We start from the raw sequence: 20,177 nt of genomic DNA on the forward strand, positions 1-20,177 counted from the left end.
GCGCGAGGGCCGTCTCGTGCGCAACGACCGGCCGCTGCTCTGTCGTGGCTCGGCCGCTCAGCGGCGGCTCTGCTGTGGCCCAGCCGGGTGCCCAGCCGGACTCAGCGGCAGCTCAGCCGGGTGGCTCGGCCGCTCAGCGGCGGCTCTGCCGACCCAGCCGGCTGGTCTGCCGGACTCAGCGGCGACCGGCGGCGGCTGTTCTGACGACGTGCGCGATCCGCGCGGTGACCTCGTCGGTCCGTTCCAGCGGGAGCATGTGGCCCGCTCCCGCATAAAGCATGAACCGCGCGTCCGGCAGCGCCTCGGCGAGGCGCACGGCGTGCGACTGCGCGATCAGCCGGTCCGACAGCCCGGCAAGCACGACCGCCGGGATCGACCGCATCGCTTCCAGTGCGTGCAGCCGCTCGTGCTCGGCCAGCGACTCGCGGAAGCCTGCCATGTTCGCCGGGTTGCAGGCCGCCACCCATTCCGCCGTGTCCGCCACGTCCTCCGGACGCGGCCTGCGGCCGAACAGCAGCCACCGCAGTCCCGGCCGCATCCAGCCCGCCTGCCTGCTCAGCCGCCTGCCGCGCGCCCCGGCGAGCCGCTTGCGCACCAGGCGCTCGCCGCGCCCGACGACCACCGCGACCGGTTCGGGCAGGCCCAGGCTCGGCGCCGCCAGATCGCCCGCCGAGGTCGCGACCAGCGCGACGCCCACCACCCGCGCGTCGAACAGGTCCCGGTGCCGTTCGGCCAGCGCCATCAGCGTCATGCCGCCCATCGAGTGACCGGCAAGCACGATCGGGCCGTCCGGCACCCGCTCGCGGATCAGCTCCGCGAGGTCGTCGGCGCACTGCGCGATCGTCGCGGTCCCGGGCGGCGCCGCGTCGCTCTCGCCGTGGCCCCGGTGGTCGTAGCGCACGATCCGGACCGGCGTGCCGGCCGCGGCGGGCAGCCCGGCCGCGACCCGGTCCCAGGTGTGCTTGGTGAGCGTCCAGCCGTGCACGAAGACGACGGTCAGCGGCGCGTCGGCCGTGCCCTCCTCGACCACCCGCAGGCGGATTCCGCCGCTGGTGGTGAACGTTTCGGGTGCGATGGTGACCGCGGTGCTCATCGGATCAGACCTGCCTTCTTCCAGAAGGGCATCCCGGGCGCGCCGACCAGGCCGGCCTCGTCCAGGAAGCCCATGATCTTCTCGCCGCCCCAATGCAGCGTGTCCAGGAAATGCGGGTTCCGCCACGCCACCCGGTACGCGTCCCGCGGCCGCAGCCCGACCGACTTGTAGACGCGCGGGTTGATCAGGCTGAAGCAGATCCCGTAAGCGACCGCGGCCGTCCAGAACTGGTGGTAGGCGCGCTCCGCCGCGTTGCACTCGGCCATCCGCCGGATCACCTCCTCGCGGGCGAAGGTGACGTGCCGCGCCTCCTCCAGCACGTGGATCCGGTTGACCATCCGGACCAGCGGCTGGACGTCCTCGTCGTACATCTGGTCGCGCTGGAACCGGTCCAGGATCTCCTCGGCGACCAGGATCGACGCGTACGCCGACGGCCCCTTGAGCACGGCGGGCAACAACCGCCCGGCCTGGAACAGCACCGGGACCGGGCCGTAGGCGGGCGCGCCGATGCGGTCGACGGCCTTGGCGAACATCGTCGAGTGCCTGCACTCGTCGGCCACCTCGGTCAGCGCGTACTGGGCGTGGCTGGAGCGCGGATCGCTCCGGTAGAACTCCTTGAGCAGCATCTGCATCAGCAGGACCTCGAACCACAGGCCGTTGGAGGCGATGCTGGCGAACTCGTGCTTGGTCAGCTCGATCCGCTGCTCCTCGCTCAGCCGGTCCCAGAGGTGGGTGCCGTACAGCGAGCTGCGGTGCAGCGGGATGAAGGGCTTGGCCTCGGCCAGCGGCGCGGCCCAGTCGATGTCGATCTCGGGGTCGTAACTGTTCTTCGCCGACGATCCCAGCAGTCGCGCGGCCGTCTTCTCCCGGTCGTTGACCTGCAGAGTCCTGCTCATCCGGTCGTCACCCCTCGGCGCAGCCATTGCATGTTACTTCCAGTAACAGTTACCTTGGGTAGCGTGAGCCACATCTCCCGGCCTGTCAAGGTCGCCTCGGCGCGCGGCGACGCCCGGCGCGAACGGTGGCGCGAACACCGCCAGGCCCGTCGCGCGGAATTCGTGGAAGCCGCCGTCCGGGCCATCACCAAGCACGGCGCCGACGTCGGCATGGACGACATCGCCGCCGAGGCAGGGGTGAGCAAACCCGTCCTCTACCGGCACTTCAGCGACAAGAGCGACCTCTACGTCGCGGTCGGCGAGTGGGGCGCGGACCTGCTGATGAAACGGCTGCGCCCGACCATCGAGCAGCCCGGCAGCCCCAACGAGCGGATCCGCCGCATCGTCGGGGCCTACCTCGGGGTGATCGAGGAGCACCCGGAGCTCTACCGGTTCGTCGTGCGGCGCACCTTCGCCGACCGGCCGGTCACCCAGGACCCGGTGGTGGCGGAGAAGACCATGATCGCCAACACGCTGTCCCGCCTGCTCGGCGAGTACATGCGGGCGCTGGGCCTGGACTCCGGCGGCGTGGAGGCGTGGAGCCACGGCCTGGTCGGCATGGTGCAGGCCAGCGGCGACTGGTGGCTGGAGCGGCAGGCGATGAGCCGCGAGAACCTGACCGACTACCTCGCCCAGCTCATCTGGTACGGCATCGACGGCGTGCTGCGCTCGGCCGGGATCGCGCTCGACCCGGACGAACCGCTGGAGATGGATCCCCGGCTGTCGCTGGTCTCCGACGACGAGACCCCGGACGCAGGCGCGGAAGGACGATGAGGTGTCCGAACACGATCACGACGAGGACGACTACCGCGGTCCGGCCGTGGTGTTCGACCAGCGGCGGGAGATCCTGGTGGAGGTCGTCCTGCGCGGGCACTTCGAGCCCATCGACGGCCGTTTCCACTGGTACGGCCGCCTGAACTCGCACGACGAGGTCACCGCGCTGGCCGACGGCCGCAGGGCCGAGGTGGTGCTGCGGACCCCGGAGGGCGAAGCGGTCGGAACGCTGTCCGACCCCGACCCCTGGGGCCGCTACCGGATCACCGGGGTCGGCAGGCCCCCGTTCCCGGTGGAGACGAGCCTCACGGCGTAAGGCGCCCGAACGCACGAGTGCGGCCCCGGGACTCGCCCGGAGCCGCACTCGTCGCACGTCACCTGACGCCGAAGCCGACCCTCGTCGTCTCGGCCGGGCCGATCTCGACGTAGGCGATCTTGACGGCCGGGACGATGTAGCGCCGTCCCTTGTCGTCGGCCAGCGCCAGCACGCCCTCGGCGTTCTTCAGCGCGTCGGCGACCAGCGCTTCGACCTCTTCCGGGGACTGACCGCTGGCGATCGTCAGCTCGCGCGGGCTGTCCACGACGCCGATCTTGACCTCCACGCCGAACCTCCAGTTGGGCACTCGTATCCGTTGGGCACGGCAAGGCTATCCCAGGTCCGCACCGCAAGGCCGTCCGCGCACCGCGAACGCGACCGACCGGCCGGTGTCAGCCCAGCCCCAGCCGGGCCATCCGCTTGGTGTGGTTGTTCTGCAGGCGCCGGAACATCGCGGCGATGCCGGTCAGGTCCCCGGAGCCGTTGATGATCAGCTCCGCCAGCGCGTCGCGCTCGGCGACCACCCGCTGCGCCTGGGTCACCGCCTCGCCGAGCAGCCTGCGGCCCCACAGCGTCAGCTTGTCGCGCAGCGTGCGGTCGTCGGCGCAGGCCGCCTGCACCTCCCGCTCGGCGAACGCGGAGTGGCCGGTGTCGGCCAGCACGGTCAGCACCAGCTCCCGGGTCGCCGGGTCCAGCCACTCGGCGACCTCGCGGTAGAAGTCGGCGGCCAGCCCGTCGCCGACGTAGGCCTTGACCAGCGACTCCAGCCACGAGTGCGGGGCGGTCGACGCGTTGAAGTCGTCGAAGGGCGCCACGAACGGCCGCATCACGTCCTCGACCACGACACCCCGGCTCGCGAGGTTGTCCTCCAGCTGCCGGTAGTGGCCGATCTCGGCGGCGGCCATGCTTGCCAGCGCGGCGCGCCCGGTGAGCGTGGGAGCGGTGCGCGCGTCCTCGGCGAGGCGGTCGAACGCGGACAGCTCGCCGTAGGCCAGCGCCGCGAGCAGGTCGACAACGCCCTCGTCGTAGCGGTTCTCCTCGTAGCGCTGATCGGTTCCGGCAGGCGCGACGGCGCCTTGCTCAGGCTCACTCATGACCGCGAGCGTAACGGGCTGCGCCACACATCAGCATGAACTGTGGCGCGAACAGGTATCCTCGGAATCGCATGGCGTCAAGCGGTGCGGTTCCACGCCCGAGGGCTGGACCCCAACCAGAGCAGCCGCCCGGGCGTTGCGACCTGCGGCGACGGCGGAGGACGGGAGCAACCGCGGCCAGCGCGTACGCAGCCCGAGCGGTCGGCTCGCGGGTTCCCGCGCTGAGACGCCGGGCTGGACGAAAAGCTGACAGCGGATCACGACCGCTGGAATGAACGAAGGCGCGCACCATCACGTCAGTGAGCACGAGCCCAGTGACCCCCAGCACTGCGCACGGCCCCGGAACACCGGAGGCCGCCAGGCCGGGAGGTCGTCACGACGGATCGGCCCGATGCGGGGCGCATGCGCGCAGGTACCGAGAGAGGCGATCACACTGACGCTCAGCGAACACCGGACCACCGAAGGTCCCGAAGACAGTACCGGCGGGCCCACCAAGGCCGACGCCGTTCACGAGCTGGAACACAGCACCACCGGCGCGTCCGACCTGGACGTCGACACCGCGCCGCCGCTGCACGCGGAGGCGCCGGCGCTGCCGGACACGCCGACCTTCGCCGAGCTCGACGTGCACCCCGAGATCGTGCGCGCGCTCAAGGAAGCGGGCATCGAGCACACGTTCGCGATCCAGGAGCTCACGCTGCCGCTGGCGCTGCGCGGCGAGGACCTGATCGGCCAGGCCCGCACCGGCACCGGGAAGACGCTGGGCTTCGGCGTCCCGGTGCTGCACCGGTTGCAGGTGCCCGGTGACGGCACCCCGCAGGCCCTGGTCGTCGTGCCCACCCGCGAGCTGTGCGTGCAGGTCGCCCGCGACCTGACCGACGCGGGCAAGCACCTGGGCATCCGCACCCTCGCCGTCTACGGCGGGCGCCCGTACGAGCAGCAGATCGAGGCCCTGCGCAACGGCGTCGACCTGGTCATCGGCACGCCCGGCAGGCTGCTGGACCTGGCCGAGCAGCAGCACCTGGTGCTGGGCAAGGTCCGCGCGCTGGTGCTCGACGAGGCCGACGAGATGCTCGACCTGGGCTTCCTGCCCGATATCGAGCGGATCCTGCACATGGTTCCCGAGCAGCGCCAGACCATGCTGTTCTCGGCCACCATGCCGGGCCCGATCATCACGCTGGCCCGGACGTTCCTGCGCCAGCCGACCCACATCCGGGCCGAGCAGGCCGACGCGGGCGCGATCCACGAGCGCACCAAGCAGTTCGTCTATCGCGCGCACGCGATGGACAAGACCGAGCTGATCGCCCGCGCGCTCCAGGCCAACGGGCGCGGGCTGACCATGGTGTTCACCCGCACCAAGCGCACCGCGCAGAAGCTCTCCGACGAGCTGACCGAGCGCGGCTTCGCCGCCGCGGCCGTGCACGGTGACCTCGGCCAGGGCGCCCGCGAGCAGGCGCTGCGCGCCTTCCGCTCGGGCAAGGTCGACATCCTGGTCGCCACCGACGTCGCCGCCCGCGGCATCGACGTCGCGGGCGTCACGCACGTGATCAACCTCCAGTGCCCGGACGACGAGAAGACCTACGTCCACCGGATCGGCCGCACCGGCCGGGCCGGGCGCGAGGGCGTGGCGATCACGCTGGTGGACTGGGACGAGGAACCCCGCTGGAAGCTGATCAGCGACACCCTCGGCCTGGGCAAGCCGGAGCCGGTGGAGACCTACTCCACCTCGCCGCACCTGTTCAGCGACATCGACATCCCGTCGGACGCGACCGGCAGGCTGCCGCTGTCCAAGCGCACCCGCGCGGGCCTGGCCGCCGAGCCGGACGAGGACGCCAAGCGCACCAGCAAGCGCAAGCCGCGACGCCGCACCCGCGGCGGCGGCGAGCAGAAGGCCGCCGAAGACGAGGCCGAGACCCGGCCCGCGAACCGGCGGCAGCGCCGCCGGACGCGCGGCGGGGTCGACGCCTCGGCGCAGCCCGCGGAGGCGGCAGCCGACAGCGGCGCCGAAGGCGGCGAGCGGCAGCGGCGCCGTCGCCGCAGGCGGCGTTCCGGCGACGGAACCGGCGAAGCCGGTGACGCCGCGGGCACCTCGTGACGGGCGGCAGGGTGACGGGCGGCAGGCACTAAGCTCTGCCGCGGTAAGCACGATCACAGCGGGGTGTCGCATTGGTACGGCCGGAACGCCGGAGGAAGGCCGACGTCGCGGCGGTGGTGCTGATCGCGCTCGCGGTCGTCGTGGCCTCCGTCGTGGTGTGGGCGGGCAGCGACGCCCGCGCCACCATCTCCGAACCGGCCGCGCACCCGGCCCCTGACGTGCCCCCGACGACGTCGGTTCCCGCCGCGCTGCACGAGATGTGGCGGGCGCGAAGCCCGGCGACCCCGGTCCCCGTGGTCGCCGGTCCTGCGGTGGTGACCGGCGCGGGCAACGAGGTCCTCGGGCGCGATCCGGTCACCGGGCAGGTCCGCTGGCGCTATGCCCGCGACATCCCGCTGTGCACGATCGGCACCGCCTGGGACCGGGCGCTCGCGGTGTTCCGCAAGGAGCACAACTGCAGCGAGATCACGTCGCTGCGGGGTGACAGCGGGCTGCGCGGTCCGCAGCGCAACGCCGACGCCGAGTTCGGCACGCGGCTGCTCTCCGACGGCACCTACGTCACCGCGACCGGGCGCGAGGCCGTCGAGTCGTGGCGGTCGGATCTCGTCCGCACCCAGCAGTTCGGGATCCCGCCCGCGCTCAAGAACCCCGGCAACAACCTCAAGCGCCCCGGGTGCGAGTACCTCTCCGTCGCCGCGTCCGACGAGCGGGTGGGCCTGGTCGAGCAGTGCCCGCGGGAGCAGGGCGAGCGGATCACCCTGATCAAGACCCGCCCGGAGGACGACGAGAAGCCCGAGGAGATCTTCAGCACCGGCCTGGGCTCGACGGGCGCGACCGTGGTCGCGGTGTCCAAGAAGCGGGCCGCGGTGCTGACCGCGGACCGCTCCGAGCTGGTCGTCTTCGACAACTCGGCCGCGGTCGTCGGCACCTTCCCGGTCCGCGCTGCCGCGCCCGCCGGCGACGCGAACGCGCGGGTGGCCGCCACCAGCAAGGACGGGCTCGTCCACTGGCACACCGGCGTCGACACGGTCGCGCTCGACCCGGCCAACCTGACCCCGGTCTGGACGGCCCCGGACACGCTCGGGCCCGGCACGATCTTCGGCGAGCGAATGATCGTCCCGGTCCCGGAGGGCCTCGCGGTGCTCGACCCGAAGACCGGCGCGCGGGAGCGCGTCATCCCGGTCGACCGGCAGGGCTACTCCGGTCCGGTTCAGCTCGACTCGGTCGGCGACGTGCTGGTCGAGCAGCGCGGCACCGAGCTCGTCGCGCTGCGCTGACCGAACCACTTCTCCAGTGCCGAGCGCAGTCCCTCGGCGCCTTCGTCGGAGGCCCAGCCCACGTAGCCGTCCGGCCGGATCAGCATCGCCGCGGCCGGTGGTTCGGCGGCTTCGACGCGGACCGGGTCCACCAGGTCCGCCCAAGGCTTCGCGGTCTCGGCGAGCAGCGGATCGCCGCGGAAGTCAAGCAGGACTGGCCGCCCGTCGCGCAGCAGCTCGGCCACCCGCGTGACCGGGGCGGTGAGGTCGAGATCGGGGACGAACCGGCCGGCCAGCGGATGCGCGCCCACCGCGAGGCAGTCGACGTCCGGTCCCGCCATCAGCTCCGCGATCCGCCGGATGTTGTCCTTTTCGGACAGCAGCTCGCCGAACAGCTCGCGCAGCGCGTCGACCTCGGGGCCCGGTGCGGCGAGCGCGCTCTGCGCCATCGTGTGCATCACGACCCGCTCCGCGGCGGGCCGCCGTTCCGCCTCGTAGCTGTCGAGCAGGTCGTCCGGCGCCCAGCCCCGGACCTGGCCCGCGAGCTTCCAGCCGAGGTTGGCGATGTCCTGGAGTCCGAGGTTCAGGCCCGGGCCACCCATCGCCGAGTGCACGTGCGCCGCATCGCCCGCGAGCAGGACCCGGCCCTCCCGGTAGCGCTCGGCCAGCCTGGTGTTGCGCCCGCTCGTGCGCCGCAGCAGCGGTTCGTGCGGCGTGGTGGGCTCGCTCATCGGCAGGTCGACGCCGAGCACCCGCCGCACGCTTTCCCGCAGTTCGTCGAGGGTCATGGGAGTTCCGTCATCGACCGGGCCGCCCCATTCCGCCGTGCTGACGATGGGGTTCTTCGGTTCCAGCTCGAGGAAGCTGAACATGCCCCGCTCGGTGCGGGTGAAGGCCGGGGAGATGCGGCCGAACCCCGGCACGTCCACCTCCCGCCGCTCGGTGAACAGCTCCTCCGGGATCGTCACCTGCGCGGACCGCGACACGCTGTCCACAGTGGTCACCCCGGGGAAGCCGATCCCGGCGAGCTTGCGGACGGTGCTGCGACCGCCGTCGCAGCCGACCAGGTAGCGGGCGCGGAACTCGACCACGCCGTCCGGTCCGCGCACCTCGGCCGTGACGCCGTCGGCGTCCTGCTCGAACCCGACGAGCTCGTGCCCGCGGCGGACGTCGGCGCCGAGCTCCAGCGCGCGTTCCTCCAGAACCTGCTCGATCCGGCGCTGCGGCGCCCCGACCGCGTACAGCGGATTGACGTCCAGCTCGCTCAGAGCGAGCGGCAGCGCGCCGAACACGAACCCCGGAACGGGATGCGGCCGATCCGATCCGCTCAGCTCCTCGTAGAGCCCGCGGTGGTCGAGCAGCCGGACCACCTGCCCGACCATCCCGTTGGCCTTGGGGGAACCGCTGCGCTCGGGAAGCCGCTCGACCACGATCGGCCGCACCCCGGCCAGCCGGAGTTCGGCGGCCAGCAGCAGACCCGCGGGACCGCCGCCGACGATCAGGACATCCGTGGGAACAGGCATGGAAGGTCTCCTCCTCGAAAGCGGGCATGACTCATCGACCTCGCGACGGCGCGAGGTTCCTCGTGGCGGCGGAAGGACTTACGGCGTGGGCAGCCCGGCGGCCAGCTGCGCGAGCCCGTCCCGCAGCAACGGCTCCAACGGGCCAGGGGGATCAGCGCTCATCCACCGCTGGAGCACCACCCGGACAACCGCGCCGACCGACGCCGACACCAGGCTCGGGTACATGTCGGTGGTGACGTCGGTGCCGGTGCGCTCCGCGATCACCTCGGCGAACTCCGCCTCCGCGACGGCGTCGGCGCGCATGAACTCGCCCTGCAACGCGGGCTCCGCGGTCAGCACGCGAACTCCGGAAAGCCACTCCGGCGACGGATCGCCACCGGCGTACTGCGCGATGAGCACCTGGCTGATCGCTTCCCACAGCGGCTCGTCCGCCGACCTGGTGCGCAGCTGCTCGTTGGCGTGCCGCATGCGGTCGAGGTGCCGGGCGCTGATCGCCTCGGCCTTGCTGGCGAAGTAGTTGTTGAAGGTCCGGGGCGAAACCCCGGCCGCTTCGGCGATTTCCTCGACCCGGACGTTGTCCAGGCCGCGTTCGACGGTGAGCCGGATCGCCGCCAGGCTCAGCGCCTCGCGGGTCTGCTGCTTCTTGCGCTCGCGCAGTCCGGGGCTCACGAGAACCAAGCTAGCCAAAACTTGCGCGCCGCGCAATTATTCGCGATCCGCAAGTTTTGCTCTAGAGCCACCACCAGAACCACAGCGCCCACAGCACCACGGCGTAGACGCCGATCGTCGCGAGACCGCCGGTGAGATCCCGGCGACGGTCCGCGAGCGCCTGCAGCACCAACGCCACGGCGGCCGAGACCAGATGGCCGATCACCACACCGATCCCGGGCCCTTCCTGGCCGCTGTTCGTCGCCCAGTACTGCACGCCGATCAGCCCGAGCGCCAGGATCAGCAGCCCCACCGCCAGCGCACCGGACAGCCCGCGCGCCGCGGTCCCGCTGCGCGTCGGGCGCGAAATCGCGTGCCTGCCGCGAGAACGCGCGACGTGACCGCGCCAGGCGGCGACCTCGGCCTGCTCCCGGCCGGATAACGGCTGGGAGCGCGTCGCCGGGATCGGCCGGGTGCGGGGGAACGGAGCCCCCGACCGGTCCCGCGCGTGCGGATCGTTCGGTCGCATCGTCACTCCCCCAGCAGGGCCCACGGCTCGACATCGGGAGCAGCCTGCCTGCCTTCCGCGCAGTGAGCGCGAAAATCGCACCACGAGCAGTGGCGGCCGGTCAACGGTGGGAACGCGTCCCGGTCACCGCGGTCCTCCCACGCGTCGGTGGCGGCCTGGAGCTCCCCGGCCAGGCGCTCGGCCCGGTCCAGCTGCTCGCGCAGCGACTCGTCGGTGTGGTCCCAGCCGACGTCGCGCCCGCTGGGCAGGTGGTGCAGCTCGACCCGGCGGCACGGCTTGCGCAGGTTCCTGCGCGCCGCCAACGCGTACAGCGCCAGGGCGAGCGAGTTCCGGGCGTCGTCGACGGTGAGGGCGTGCCGTCCGGTCTTGTAGTCGACGACCACGAGTTCGCCGTCGCGCTCGTCGATGCGGTCGACCCGGCCCTCGGCGATGATCGACCCCATCGGCGCCGAAACCCACCGCTCGACCGCGAGCGGGGTTTCGTCGGCGTCCAGCCGCTCGACGTAGGACCGCAGCCAGCCGTGCGCGCGCTCCCGGTAGCGGGCGATCTGCTCGGCATCGCCGAAACCGTCGCTCTTCCAGTAGTGCCGCAGCAGGGCCGGAAGCTGTTCGGAGCTGCGCTTTTCCGGCCGCAGCTCGAAGAACGCGCGCAGGACGTTGTGCACGACCGCGCCGAGGGTGCTGTGCGCCCAGGCACCGGACCGCGACGCGGGCTTGTCGAGGTAGGTCATGCGGTAGCGGCGGGGGCATCGCGCCCAGGTCGCCAACCGGGCCGGCGTCACGCGCACCAGCCTGGTGGGAATACCTTCGAGTCCGAGCTGCCCCTGCACGCACACCACATTACGCAGTTGCGGGCCATCGTCGAGATCGGCCCCGGCGCCGTTCCTCAGCCGATGATCTTGCTACCGGTGCACAGCTGCGCCAGCCGCTCCAACGACTCCGGCGCGGTGGTTTCCTGGCCGATGCCGATGGTCTTGTTGGTGCCGTGGTAATCGCTGCTGCCGGTCGGGATCAGCCCGAGCTCGGCGGCCAGCCCGCGCAACCGGACGCGGGCGTGCTGGTCGTGGTCCGGGTGGTCGACCTCGACCCCGCTGAGCCCGTGGGCGGCGAGCTCACCGATCTGCTCGGCGGTGACCACCGGCCCCCGCGCGGTCGCGAAGGGATGCGCGAGCACCGTCGCACCACCGGCCTCGGCGATCATCTCGATCGCCCGGAGCACCGGCGTGTCGGTGCGCGGGAGGTAGTAGCTGCCGCGCCCGCCGAGGTAGCGGGCGAACGCCTCGTCGACGCTGCCGACCGTGCCCGCGCGCACCAGCGCCCGCGCCAGGTGCGGACGGCCGCCCGGCGAGTCCGGCGGGAGCCCGTCCATCAGCTCGTCGGGGTCGATCGGGAAGCCGTCGTCGGCCATCCGCTGCGCCATGGCCCGCAACCGGACCCGCCGTTCCGCGCGCAGCCGCGACTGCTCCTCGGCCAGCGCGGGCGACCGCGGGTCGAAGAGGTAGGCCAGCAGGTGCACGGTGATCGTGCCGCCGTGCCCGTCCGAGCACGCGCAGGAGAGCTCGGCACCGGGGACGACCCGGAACCGGCCCGCCCCGCCGCGCTCCAGCACGGCGCGCTCGGCCTCGGCCCAGCCCGCTGAGGTGTCGTGGTCGGTCAGCGCGATCACGTCGAGCCCGGCCGCGATCGCGGTGTCGACGAGCTGCGCCGGCGTGTCGGTGCCGTCGGACTCGGTGGAATGCGTGTGCAGATCGATTCGCACACCCAACAGTGTGGCCGATGCCCGGGCCGACCGGACGCGCACCTGCTCACCAGCGCGCAAACGAAAGGCGGATCCGAGGATCCGCCTTCATGTTCAGCAGCGCCGCGTCAGAGCTTGGCCTTGCGCCTGCCCACCGCGGCGCGCCGCGCCTTGAGCATCGAGAAGCGGTCCTGCTGCGCCTTCTTGTCACCGAAGACGAGGCCGGAGATCGCCTCCTCGACGCGGTCCGGGCTCGGCACGTACTCGATCCGGTTGAGCGCCTGGATCTGACCGGCCGATTCGACGATCAGCGTGCCGTAGCCGAGCATGCGCCCCATCAGGGTGCGCCGGAAGGTCAGGTCGGTGACCTTGGTGATCGGCATCATGGCGACGTTGATGTCGAAGACCCCGGTGGTGATGAGGAATCGCTTGTCCGTCACGACGATGCGCTCCACGTACCAGCTCAGGACCTGGTACGTGAAGCGCAACAGCACGATCAGACCCGCGTACCAGACGATGTTGACCAGCAGTGCGCTGCCGACCGGTAGCAGTTGCGACGCCATCACCAGGCCGACGAGCAACCCGATCGCCTCGAAGAGCTCCCACACCAGGCTCGCCCAGTGTCGGCGCACCCGGATGACCCGTCGCTCGGATTCGAGCAGGTATTCGTCGGGATCCTTCGGAGCGAACACGGCACCCGCCTCCTGCGGCTCGCGTTTTAGCGGAAGAGGTTCTGCATGAACGTGATGACTGCTTCCGCAGCCGTGCGGAGACTGCCGAGGATGCCCTGGACGACACCGCTGGCTCCTCCCGGGTCCGAGATCAGGAAGAACAGCACGAGCGCGATCCCGGCCCAGGTGAGGATCTTCTTTATGTTCACTGTGACGCACCCCGTCCGAAATGCCCTTGAGTAGCCGCCTGGCGCCTGCTGATCCGTTGTACCGCACTCAGCCGCCTTACGGCAGCTTTGTACCGCACTTGGGTCAGTCCTTCGCGAGCAGCCTCGGATCGACTACCCTCCGTGGTTGATGATCGTATCCGAGAACCCCCCGATCCGCTGCGTCGGTGCGGTGGTGTTCGACCAGTTCGGCAGGTTGCTACTGGTCAAACGCGCTCATGACCCCGGCAGGGGGAAGTGGTCCCTCCCCGGTGGACGAGTCGAGCCCGGGGAAACCGACCAGATGGCGGTAGCCCGGGAAGTCCGGGAGGAAACGGGACTCTCCGTCACCGTCGGCGCGCACATCGGGCGAATCCTGCGCCCGGCCCCGCATGGCACCTTCGAGATCCACGACTACTCCTGTCGGGCTAGTGACTCGTCGCTTTCCGCAGGTGACGACGCCGTGGACGCGCAGTGGGCCGACAGTGCGACTTTCGCCACACTGGAACGGGAAAACGCGCTCACCGAAGGGCTCGCGGAGGTCCTCCGGTCCTGGGACTGCCTCCCCCGGGACAGTGACACCTGATCAGAGTCCGACCTTTCGGACATCCGGCCGCGCCGCGGGGGTTCGCCGGACACCCGGCGGCGATTCCGGGGCGGCCTCCGAAAAGTTCGCAATTCACCCGTTCCGCCCCGCGCTGTGACGTCTGATGCCATCCGTTGCATCACCCGTGGGACGGAGGAGTAGCCTTGGCCGCTGGCTGGTGCGAACGTCGCCGGCCGGTACCACCGCCGAACGGGCGGTCGACCTCCGGGAGGTGAGGGATCGTTGAGCAACAGTGCTGACAGCGCACTTCCGTGCAGTACCAACCGCATCCCCGCCCGGGTGGTCCGCCGGTAGGCGAACTCCCTTTCGGCGCCGTCGGCAGGCGGACCTCGAAGCACCGGGGATGCGTGCGCAGTCCCGCGTCCCGGTTCTCAGCTTCTCTGGAGGTCGCCGTGCCCAGCCTGCCCTCTCTCGGTCTGCGCCACCGCCGCAACGGCCGCGTCCGCCCCGCGCCGCGCGTCCCGTCGCCGGTGGCCGACTACGTCGTCGACTGCGCCGTCTACGTCGACGGCCACCGCCTGGAAGGTCCGTGGACGCACACCGAGGCCGTCGAGGAGGTCCGCGCGCGCGGTACCGGGTTCGTCTGGATCGGGCTGCACGAGCCGAGCGAGGAGCAGATCAACGGCCTCGCCGAGACCTTCGGGCTGCACGAGCTGGCCGTCGAGGACGCGGTGCACGCCCACCAGCGGCCGAAGCTGGAGCGCTACGACACCACGCTGTTCATGGTGCTCAAGACGGTCCGGTACGTGGCCAACGAGACGTTGTCGGCCAACAGCGAGATCGTCGAGAGCGGAGAGCTGATGGCCTTCGTCGGGCGGGACTTCGTGATCACCGTCCGGCACGGCAAGCACGCCGGGCTCGCGCAGGTGCGCAGCCAGCTGGAGGAGGACCCCGAGCAGCTCGCGCTCGGCCCGTCGGCGGTGCTGCACGGCATCGCCGACCACGTCGTCGACACCTACCTGGAGGTCACCGAGGCGATCCAGGTGGACATCGACGAGATGGAGGCGGAGGTGTTCGCGCCCCGGACCAAGATCGACGCCGAGCACATCTACCTGATGAAGCGCGAGGTCATGGAGCTGCGGCGGGCGGTGATGCCGCTGGCCAAGCCGCTCCAGCGGCTGGCCGAGGGCTACACCCCGACGGTGCCGGAGGAGGTGCGCTCGTACTTCCGCAACGTCGACGACCACCTCGCGACGGTGTCGGAGCGGGTGGCGTCCTTCGACGAGCTGCTGACCACGCTGGTGGACGCCACGCTGGCCAAGATCACGCTCCAGCAGAACACCGACATGCGCAAGATCTCGGCGTGGGTCGCGATCATCTCGACGCCGACGATGATCGCCGGGATCTACGGGATGAACTTCGACGTCATGCCGGAAACGCAGTGGCAGTTCGGCTATCCGGTGGCGCTGCTGGTGATGATGGCCTGCTGCGTGGGGCTGTTCAAGATCTTCCGGAAGAACAAGTGGTTGTGATCATGGGGTGTAACGAATCGAAGCCCCGTGCCGATGTCGTAGGCGGGGTCAAGACCGGGGTCGGCGTCGTCCGGACCGGATTCCGCCGTTGGCACATCATCTCCCGGTTTCCCGGGCGCCCGATGACGACTGGTGAGGAGGAAGTCATGCGTTTCGCACCGCCTGCCCTCACCGATCCCGTGCCGCGGCGAAGTCCCGGCGCGCGCCGGGTTCTGGCCGAGCAGCGGTTCCGGCACACCGCGTGGATCGAGCGAAAACCCGGCGCGATGTGGGACGCGGTTTCCGCCGCGCCTGGCGCCGCCGTGCGCTGACGCCCGGTACCGCGGGCCACATCGTGAGGCGAATTTCCCGACTTTCGTTTCTCACGCTGGGAGGCACCGCCATGACCCGCTTGATCACCAGCAAGCTCACCGTTCTGTCCGCCCTCATCATGGGCTGGATCATCACCCTGTTCGTGATCATCGCGAACCAGATGTGACCGCGTCCGGCTCCACTATGGACTCGATAGTGGAGCCCCGGCGTGCGGTATAACTCCGCCACCTCTGTCCCCGGTGGTTCCAGGAGTGCGGAAATGCGAATTCTCGGACGGGCTGCCCGGATGTTCGGGCTCATCGCTCCCGAGAGGTCCGAAGCGGACCAGATCCTCGACATGACCAACCAGGCCCGCGCCGAGGCCGGGCACCCGCCGCTGCGGTTCGCCGACGCGCTCAACCGCGCCGCGCTGGCGCACAGCGCGGACATGGCCGCAGGCGGCTTCCTCTCGCACACCGGCACCGACGGCAGCGATCCGGCCGACCGGGCGAAGGCGGCCGGATATCCCGTCGGCGCGATCGCCGAGAACATCGCCTGCGGCTCCGACGATCCGCTCCGGACCTTCCAGCAGTGGCTGGAAAGCCCGGAGCACTGCGACAACATGCTCAGCCCGGCCTTCGCCGAGGCGGGCGTCGGCCACGACGGCGACTACTGGACGCTCAAGCTCGCCCGCCCGGTCTGAGCACCTCAGGTCAGGTTCCGCCCGGTCTCCGGGTCGAAGACGTGCAGCTTGTCCGGGTCGAACCAGACCGACGCGCGCTCGTTCTCCCGCGCGCGGGACTGCACCGACAGCCGGGTCACCAGGTTTCCGGAGTCGCCGGGCAGCTCCGCCGTGCCCGCGTCGGCGGCCAGCTCGTCGAGCTCGGCGGTGCTGGCCCGCCCGCCGCGCAGCGGGAAGTAGACGTAGGTGTCCGAGCCCATCTCCTCCACGACCTCGACCTCCTCGGTGAAGGTCACGCCGCCCGCGCCGCCGTCGACCAGCGCCGCGTCCTCGAAATGCTCCGGCCGGATGCCCAGGACCAGCTCGCGCGGCGCGTCCGCGGACTCCAGCGCCCGCCGGATGCGGTCGGTCAGCGGCACCTCGCCGAGCGCGCAGCGCAGACCGCCCTCGGCCACCTCGGCAGGCAGGAAGTTCATGGCCGGGGAGCCGATGAAGCCCGCCACGAACAGGTTCGCCGGGTGCTCGTAGAGGTGCTGCGGCGGCCCCACCTGCTGCACGACCCCGCCGCGCATCACCACCACCCGGTCGCCGAGGGTCATCGCCTCGGTCTGGTCGTGGGTCACGTAGACGGTCGTGGTGCCCAGCCGCTTCTGCAGCTTCGACACCGAGGTCCGCATCTGCACCCGCAGCTTCGCGTCCAAATTGGACAGCGGTTCGTCCATCAGGAACGCCTTGGGGCTGCGCACGATCGCACGCCCCATGGCCACCCGCTGCCGCTGCCCGCCGGAGAGGTTGGCGGGCTTGCGGGTCAGGTGCGCGGTCAGGTCCAGCACCCGGGCCGCCTCCTCGACCTTCGCGCGCACCTCGGCGTCCGGGACCTTCGCCAGCCGCAACGGGAACGCCATGTTCTCGAACACCGTCTTGTGCGGGTACAGCGCGTAGGACTGGAACACCATCGCGATGTCGCGGTCCTTCGGCGCGCGGTCGTTCATCCGCTCGCCGCCGATGCGCAGCTCCCCGGCGCTGATGTCCTCCAGCCCGGCGATCATGTTGAGCGTGGTGGACTTCCCGCAGCCGGACGGGCCCACCAGGATCACGAACTCGCCGTCGGCGATCTCCAGGTCGACCCCGTCGACGGCGAGCGAGCCGTCCGGGTAGCGCTTGGTCACCTGGTCCAGAACGATCTCGGCCACGTTCCCTACCCCTTCACCGCGCCCGAGGTCAGCCCCGAGACGATCCGTCGTTGGAAGAACAGCACGAACAGCACGATCGGGATCGTGATCACCACCGCCGCCGCGGAGATCGAGCCGGTCGGGTCCTCGAACTGCGAGTCCCCGGTGAAGAACTGCAGCGCGACCGGCACGGTGCGGGAGTTCTGCGTGGAGGTCAGCGAGATCGCGAACAGGAAGTCGTTCCAGCAGAAGATGAACACCAGGATCGCGGTGGTGAACACGCCCGGCGCGGCCAGCGGGGCGATCACCCTGGCGAACGCCTGGCCCGGGGTCGCGCCGTCCATCTTCGCCGCCTTCTCCAGCTCCCACGGGATCTCCCGGAAGAACGCCGACAGGGTGTAGATCGCCAGCGGCAGCGAGAACGTGGTGTAGGGCAGGATCAGGCCGGGCCAGGTGTCGAACAGCCCGGTCGCGCGCTCGATCTCGAACAGCGGCGAGACCAGGGAGACCTGCGGGAACATCGCGATCAGCAGCGACACCCCGACCAGCAGCCGCTTGCCGGGGAACTCCAGCCGGGCGATCGCGTAGGCGGCCATGGTGCCCAGCACCACGGCGATCGCGGTCGCGATCAGCGCGATGCCGACGGAGTTGAGCAGCGCCCTGGTGAACTCGGTGGTGCGGAAGATCGCCGCGTAGTTCTCCAGCGTCCACTCGCGCGGGATCAGGTTGCCGTCGCCGAGCGTCGCGGGCGTCTTGAACGACAGCGACACGATCCACAGCACCGGAAGCAGCGCGTAGACCACGACGACGATGTTGAGCACCGTCCACCTGGCCCTGCGCGCCGGTGTCACGTCGGCCATCAGCGCCTCCCCGAGTCGTCGCCGCCGGGTGCGGCGGTGCCGAACAGCTTCACGAACAGCCACGCGATCAGGGCGACCGCGATGAAGATCAGCACCGACATGGTCGAGCCGATGCCGAGGTTGAGCCCCTTGATCAGGTTGCTGTAGGCCAGCACCGACACCGAGGAGGTGTCCTGCGCGCCGGAGGTGAGCACCACGATGTGGTCGAAGACGCGGAAGGCGTCGAGGGTGCGGAACAGCAGGGCGACCAGGATCGCCGGTTTCATCATCGGCAGCATCACCCGGACGAACCGCTGCCAGGGTCCGGCGCCGTCCATCGCCGCCGCCTTGAGCAGGTCGTCGGGCACCAGCGCGAGACCGGCCATCAGCAGCAGCGCCATGAACGGCGTGGTCTTCCAGACCTCGGCCAGCACGATGATCGCCAGCGAACTCGCCCGGTCGGTCAGCGGCGCGGCCTCCGGGGCGAACAGGTTCGCCAGGTAGCCGGTGTCGGGCGTCCAGGCGTAGCGCCAGCTGAACGCGGCGACCACGGTGACGATGCCGTACGGGATGAGGCTGACCGTGCGGACCAGGCCGCGGCCGATCAGCGCCCGGTGCATGATCAGCGCCAGGCACATCCCGAGCACGAACTCGATCGCCACCGAGACCGCGGTGATCAGCACCGTCACCCCGAACGCGGTCCACCAGTAGCCGTTGGTCAGCACGGTCGCGTAGTTGTCCAGGCCGACGAACTCCCGCTGGTCCGGGAACTTCAGGTCGAAGCGCTGGAACGACAGCCAGAACGCGTAGAGGATCGGCCAGCCGGTGACCGCGACCATCACCAGCGCGGCCGGTGCGCACAGCATCCAGCCGAGGCGGCGTTCGGCCCGCTTGCCCTCGCTGATCACCATCACGGCATCACGCCCTTGGACTCCAGGGCGTTCTGCACCTCGGTGCGCATCCGCTCGGCGGTCTTCGACGGGTCGATCTCGGCGACCGGTGCGAGCAGGTTCGTCAGCACCGTCGAGACGTTCTGCGCCGCCGGGCTCACCGGGCGCACGCCCGGATCCTTGAGGGCTTCCAGGATGGTCTCCTTCATCGGGTACTCCTGGTCCATCGCGGGGTCGGCGTAGACCGACTCGATCGTCGGCGGCACCCCGTCGTTGATGGCGGAGAACTTCTGGTTCTCCGGGTCGCGCAGGCACAGCGCCGCGTCGAAGGCCAGCTCGGGCTTGGCCGAGTACTGGCTGACGGCCAGGTTGTAGCCGCCGATGGTGGACTTGCTGGGCACGCCGGGGAGCACGCCCGGCAGCCGGGCCCACCTGACGTTGCGCGCCAGGTCCGGCCTGTCCTCCTGCATCGACGGGTAGACGAACGGCCAGTTGAGCTGGAACGCGGCCTGGCCGTTCTCGAACTCCATCCGGGCGTCGTCCTGCTTGGCGTTGTTCATCGCCGGGCTGGTCACGCCCGCGCGCCCGAACCCGCGCAGGACCTCCAGCGCCCGCACCGCCCCGGCGTCGATCTCGGCGCGGTTGCCGTCGGCGGAGACGATGCGCCCGCCCGCGGACTCGACCAGCGTGTTGAAGTGCACGAACAGGCCCTCGAACTGGGCTCCGCTGAACGAGATCCAGTGCGGTTTGCCCTCGCGCTTGAGCCGCTGGGCCTCGGCGATCATCTCGTCCCAGGTCGCAGGCGGGTGGTCGACCAGGTCGGCGCGGTACCAGAGCAGCTGCACGTTGGTGTTCTTCGGCGCGGCGTAGAGCTTCCCGCTGGACCGCGCGGTCTCCAGCGGTCCCTGCAACGTCCCGCGCTCGGCCTCGGCCCTGTCCTCGCCGGTCCACTCCCGGATCCAGTTCGCCTCGGCGAACTCGCCGGTCCACGTGACGTCGAGGCCGAGGACGTCCATCCCGCCGTCCTGCGCGGCGAGCCTGCGGACCATCTGCTCGCGCTGCCCGTCGGCCTCGCGCGGCAGCTTGTTGTAGACGATGTGGTACCTGCCGCCGGACTGCGCGTTGCAGCGGTCGACGACCGCCTGCAGGTTCTCCTCCGGCGCGTAGTACAGGTTCACCGTGTTCGCGCTCGACGCCGGGGCGCAGGCAGCCAGCGCGGAAACGCACGCCAGCGCGGCGGCCACGCGCCTTCCACCACCACGAGCTCTCACCGTTGCGGCCCTCCACTCCGATCGCGCGCAGAGGGCCGTTGGTGCCCGGCGCCGCCCTGCGCTGCCACCACCGCTCGG

General features: G+C 70.9%; 23 protein-coding genes. 8 read left to right on the plus strand and 15 right to left on the minus strand.

Going from position 1 to position 20,177, the window contains the following annotated elements; all coding sequences use genetic code 11:
* Positions 1–175: 175 nt before the first annotated feature.
* Both ABD691_RS26705 and ABD691_RS26710 read right to left on the minus strand, forming a co-directional pair.
* The gene (locus tag ABD691_RS26705; protein WP_344684294.1) at positions 176–1,093 is read right to left on the minus strand and encodes an alpha/beta fold hydrolase; all 918 of its coding nucleotides are present in this window, start codon (positions 1,091–1,093) and stop codon (positions 176–178) included.
* Entirely contained in the window at positions 1,090–1,989 is a 900-nt protein-coding gene (locus tag ABD691_RS26710) for an AurF N-oxygenase family protein (protein WP_344684296.1), read from the minus strand. The genes ABD691_RS26705 and ABD691_RS26710 overlap by 4 nt, the downstream gene beginning before the upstream one ends.
* Positions 1,990–2,052: 63 nt before the next feature.
* On the opposite strand from ABD691_RS26710, the gene ABD691_RS26715 reads away from it, so the two are divergent.
* Positions 2,053–2,802, plus strand: coding sequence for a TetR/AcrR family transcriptional regulator (locus tag ABD691_RS26715; RefSeq protein ID WP_344684297.1), 750 nt, complete (start codon positions 2,053–2,055; stop codon positions 2,800–2,802).
* 1 nt (position 2,803) lies between these two features.
* Complete coding sequence (locus tag ABD691_RS26720) at positions 2,804–3,118, plus strand: DUF4873 domain-containing protein (RefSeq protein WP_344684299.1); 315 nt, start codon at positions 2,804–2,806, stop codon at positions 3,116–3,118.
* A 58-nt stretch (positions 3,119–3,176) separates the two neighbouring features.
* Here ABD691_RS26720 and ABD691_RS26725 read toward each other — a convergent pair whose 3' ends face one another.
* Positions 3,177–3,404, minus strand: a complete 228-nt coding sequence (locus ABD691_RS26725) for a DUF3107 domain-containing protein (RefSeq protein WP_344684483.1) — start codon at positions 3,402–3,404, stop codon at positions 3,177–3,179.
* Between the two features lie 106 nt (positions 3,405–3,510).
* Positions 3,511–4,212: a ferritin-like fold-containing protein gene (locus ABD691_RS26730; protein WP_344684300.1), complete on the minus strand. Its 702-nt coding sequence runs from the start codon at positions 4,210–4,212 to the stop codon at positions 3,511–3,513.
* 391 nt (positions 4,213–4,603) lie between these two features.
* Between ABD691_RS26730 and ABD691_RS26735 the strand changes: the two genes are divergently transcribed.
* On the plus strand, positions 4,604–6,304 hold the full coding sequence (locus tag ABD691_RS26735) for a DEAD/DEAH box helicase (RefSeq protein WP_344684302.1): 1,701 nt from the start codon (positions 4,604–4,606) through the stop codon (positions 6,302–6,304).
* Positions 6,305–6,375: 71 nt separating this feature from the next.
* Positions 6,376–7,581, plus strand: a complete 1,206-nt coding sequence (locus ABD691_RS26740; protein WP_344684304.1) for an Rv3212 family protein — start codon at positions 6,376–6,378, stop codon at positions 7,579–7,581.
* Here ABD691_RS26740 and ABD691_RS26745 read toward each other — a convergent pair.
* From ABD691_RS26745 to ABD691_RS26775, 7 genes are all read right to left on the minus strand, one after another.
* Positions 7,515–9,083 (minus strand): FAD-dependent monooxygenase, encoded by a 1,569-nt coding sequence (locus ABD691_RS26745; protein WP_344684306.1) that lies wholly within the window; start codon positions 9,081–9,083, stop codon positions 7,515–7,517. The two genes, ABD691_RS26740 and ABD691_RS26745, sit on opposite strands and share 67 nt — an antisense overlap.
* A gap of 78 nt (positions 9,084–9,161) precedes the next feature.
* Positions 9,162–9,761, minus strand: coding sequence for a TetR/AcrR family transcriptional regulator (locus tag ABD691_RS26750; RefSeq protein ID WP_344684307.1), 600 nt, complete (start codon positions 9,759–9,761; stop codon positions 9,162–9,164).
* A 52-nt stretch (positions 9,762–9,813) separates the two neighbouring features.
* Positions 9,814–10,260: a hypothetical protein gene (locus tag ABD691_RS26755; RefSeq protein ID WP_344684309.1), complete on the minus strand. Its 447-nt coding sequence runs from the start codon at positions 10,258–10,260 to the stop codon at positions 9,814–9,816.
* Between the two features lie 2 nt (positions 10,261–10,262).
* Positions 10,263–11,090, minus strand: coding sequence for a RecB family exonuclease (locus tag ABD691_RS26760; RefSeq protein ID WP_344684311.1), 828 nt, complete (start codon positions 11,088–11,090; stop codon positions 10,263–10,265).
* Positions 11,091–11,146: 56 nt separating this feature from the next.
* Complete coding sequence (locus ABD691_RS26765) at positions 11,147–12,028, minus strand: PHP domain-containing protein (protein ID WP_344684485.1); 882 nt, start codon at positions 12,026–12,028, stop codon at positions 11,147–11,149.
* A gap of 98 nt (positions 12,029–12,126) precedes the next feature.
* Positions 12,127–12,690 (minus strand): PH domain-containing protein, encoded by a 564-nt coding sequence (locus ABD691_RS26770; protein ID WP_344684312.1) that lies wholly within the window; start codon positions 12,688–12,690, stop codon positions 12,127–12,129.
* Positions 12,691–12,716: 26 nt separating this feature from the next.
* A complete protein-coding gene (locus tag ABD691_RS26775) occupies positions 12,717–12,878 on the minus strand; it encodes a hypothetical protein (protein ID WP_344684314.1) in 162 nt (53 codons plus the stop codon).
* Positions 12,879–13,026: 148 nt separating this feature from the next.
* Between ABD691_RS26775 and ABD691_RS26780 the strand changes: the two genes are divergently transcribed.
* From ABD691_RS26780 to ABD691_RS26795, 4 genes are all read left to right on the plus strand, one after another.
* Entirely contained in the window at positions 13,027–13,461 is a 435-nt protein-coding gene (locus ABD691_RS26780; RefSeq protein WP_344684316.1) for an NUDIX hydrolase, read from the plus strand.
* Between the two features lie 413 nt (positions 13,462–13,874).
* Positions 13,875–14,954 (plus strand): magnesium and cobalt transport protein CorA, encoded by a 1,080-nt coding sequence (locus tag ABD691_RS26785; RefSeq protein ID WP_344684317.1) that lies wholly within the window; start codon positions 13,875–13,877, stop codon positions 14,952–14,954.
* A gap of 146 nt (positions 14,955–15,100) precedes the next feature.
* Complete coding sequence (locus tag ABD691_RS26790) at positions 15,101–15,265, plus strand: hypothetical protein (protein WP_344684319.1); 165 nt, start codon at positions 15,101–15,103, stop codon at positions 15,263–15,265.
* A gap of 260 nt (positions 15,266–15,525) precedes the next feature.
* Positions 15,526–15,948: a CAP domain-containing protein gene (locus ABD691_RS26795; protein WP_344684321.1), complete on the plus strand. Its 423-nt coding sequence runs from the start codon at positions 15,526–15,528 to the stop codon at positions 15,946–15,948.
* Between the two features lie 5 nt (positions 15,949–15,953).
* On the opposite strand, the gene ABD691_RS26800 is transcribed toward ABD691_RS26795, so the two are convergent.
* Genes ABD691_RS26800 through ABD691_RS26815 form a run of 4 tightly spaced genes read right to left on the minus strand, consistent with a single transcriptional unit; the run spans position 15,954 to position 20,072 of the window.
* Positions 15,954–17,120, minus strand: coding sequence for an ABC transporter ATP-binding protein (locus tag ABD691_RS26800; RefSeq protein WP_344684323.1), 1,167 nt, complete (start codon positions 17,118–17,120; stop codon positions 15,954–15,956).
* A 5-nt stretch (positions 17,121–17,125) separates the two neighbouring features.
* Entirely contained in the window at positions 17,126–17,959 is an 834-nt protein-coding gene (locus ABD691_RS26805) for a carbohydrate ABC transporter permease (RefSeq protein WP_344684325.1), read from the minus strand.
* On the minus strand, positions 17,959–18,849 hold the full coding sequence (locus ABD691_RS26810; protein WP_344684327.1) for a carbohydrate ABC transporter permease: 891 nt from the start codon (positions 18,847–18,849) through the stop codon (positions 17,959–17,961). Before ABD691_RS26810 ends, ABD691_RS26805 begins: the two co-directional genes overlap by 1 nt.
* Positions 18,849–20,072 carry an ABC transporter substrate-binding protein gene (locus ABD691_RS26815; RefSeq protein WP_425565166.1) on the minus strand — a complete coding sequence of 408 codons (1,224 nt, stop codon included), beginning with the start codon at positions 20,070–20,072 and terminating at the stop codon, positions 18,849–18,851. Before ABD691_RS26815 ends, ABD691_RS26810 begins: the two co-directional genes overlap by 1 nt.
* Positions 20,073–20,177 lie beyond the last annotated feature (105 nt).

It is taken from the genome of Saccharopolyspora taberi (assembly GCF_039534165.1).
Lineage (GTDB): Bacteria > Actinomycetota > Actinomycetes > Mycobacteriales > Pseudonocardiaceae > Saccharopolyspora_D > Saccharopolyspora_D taberi.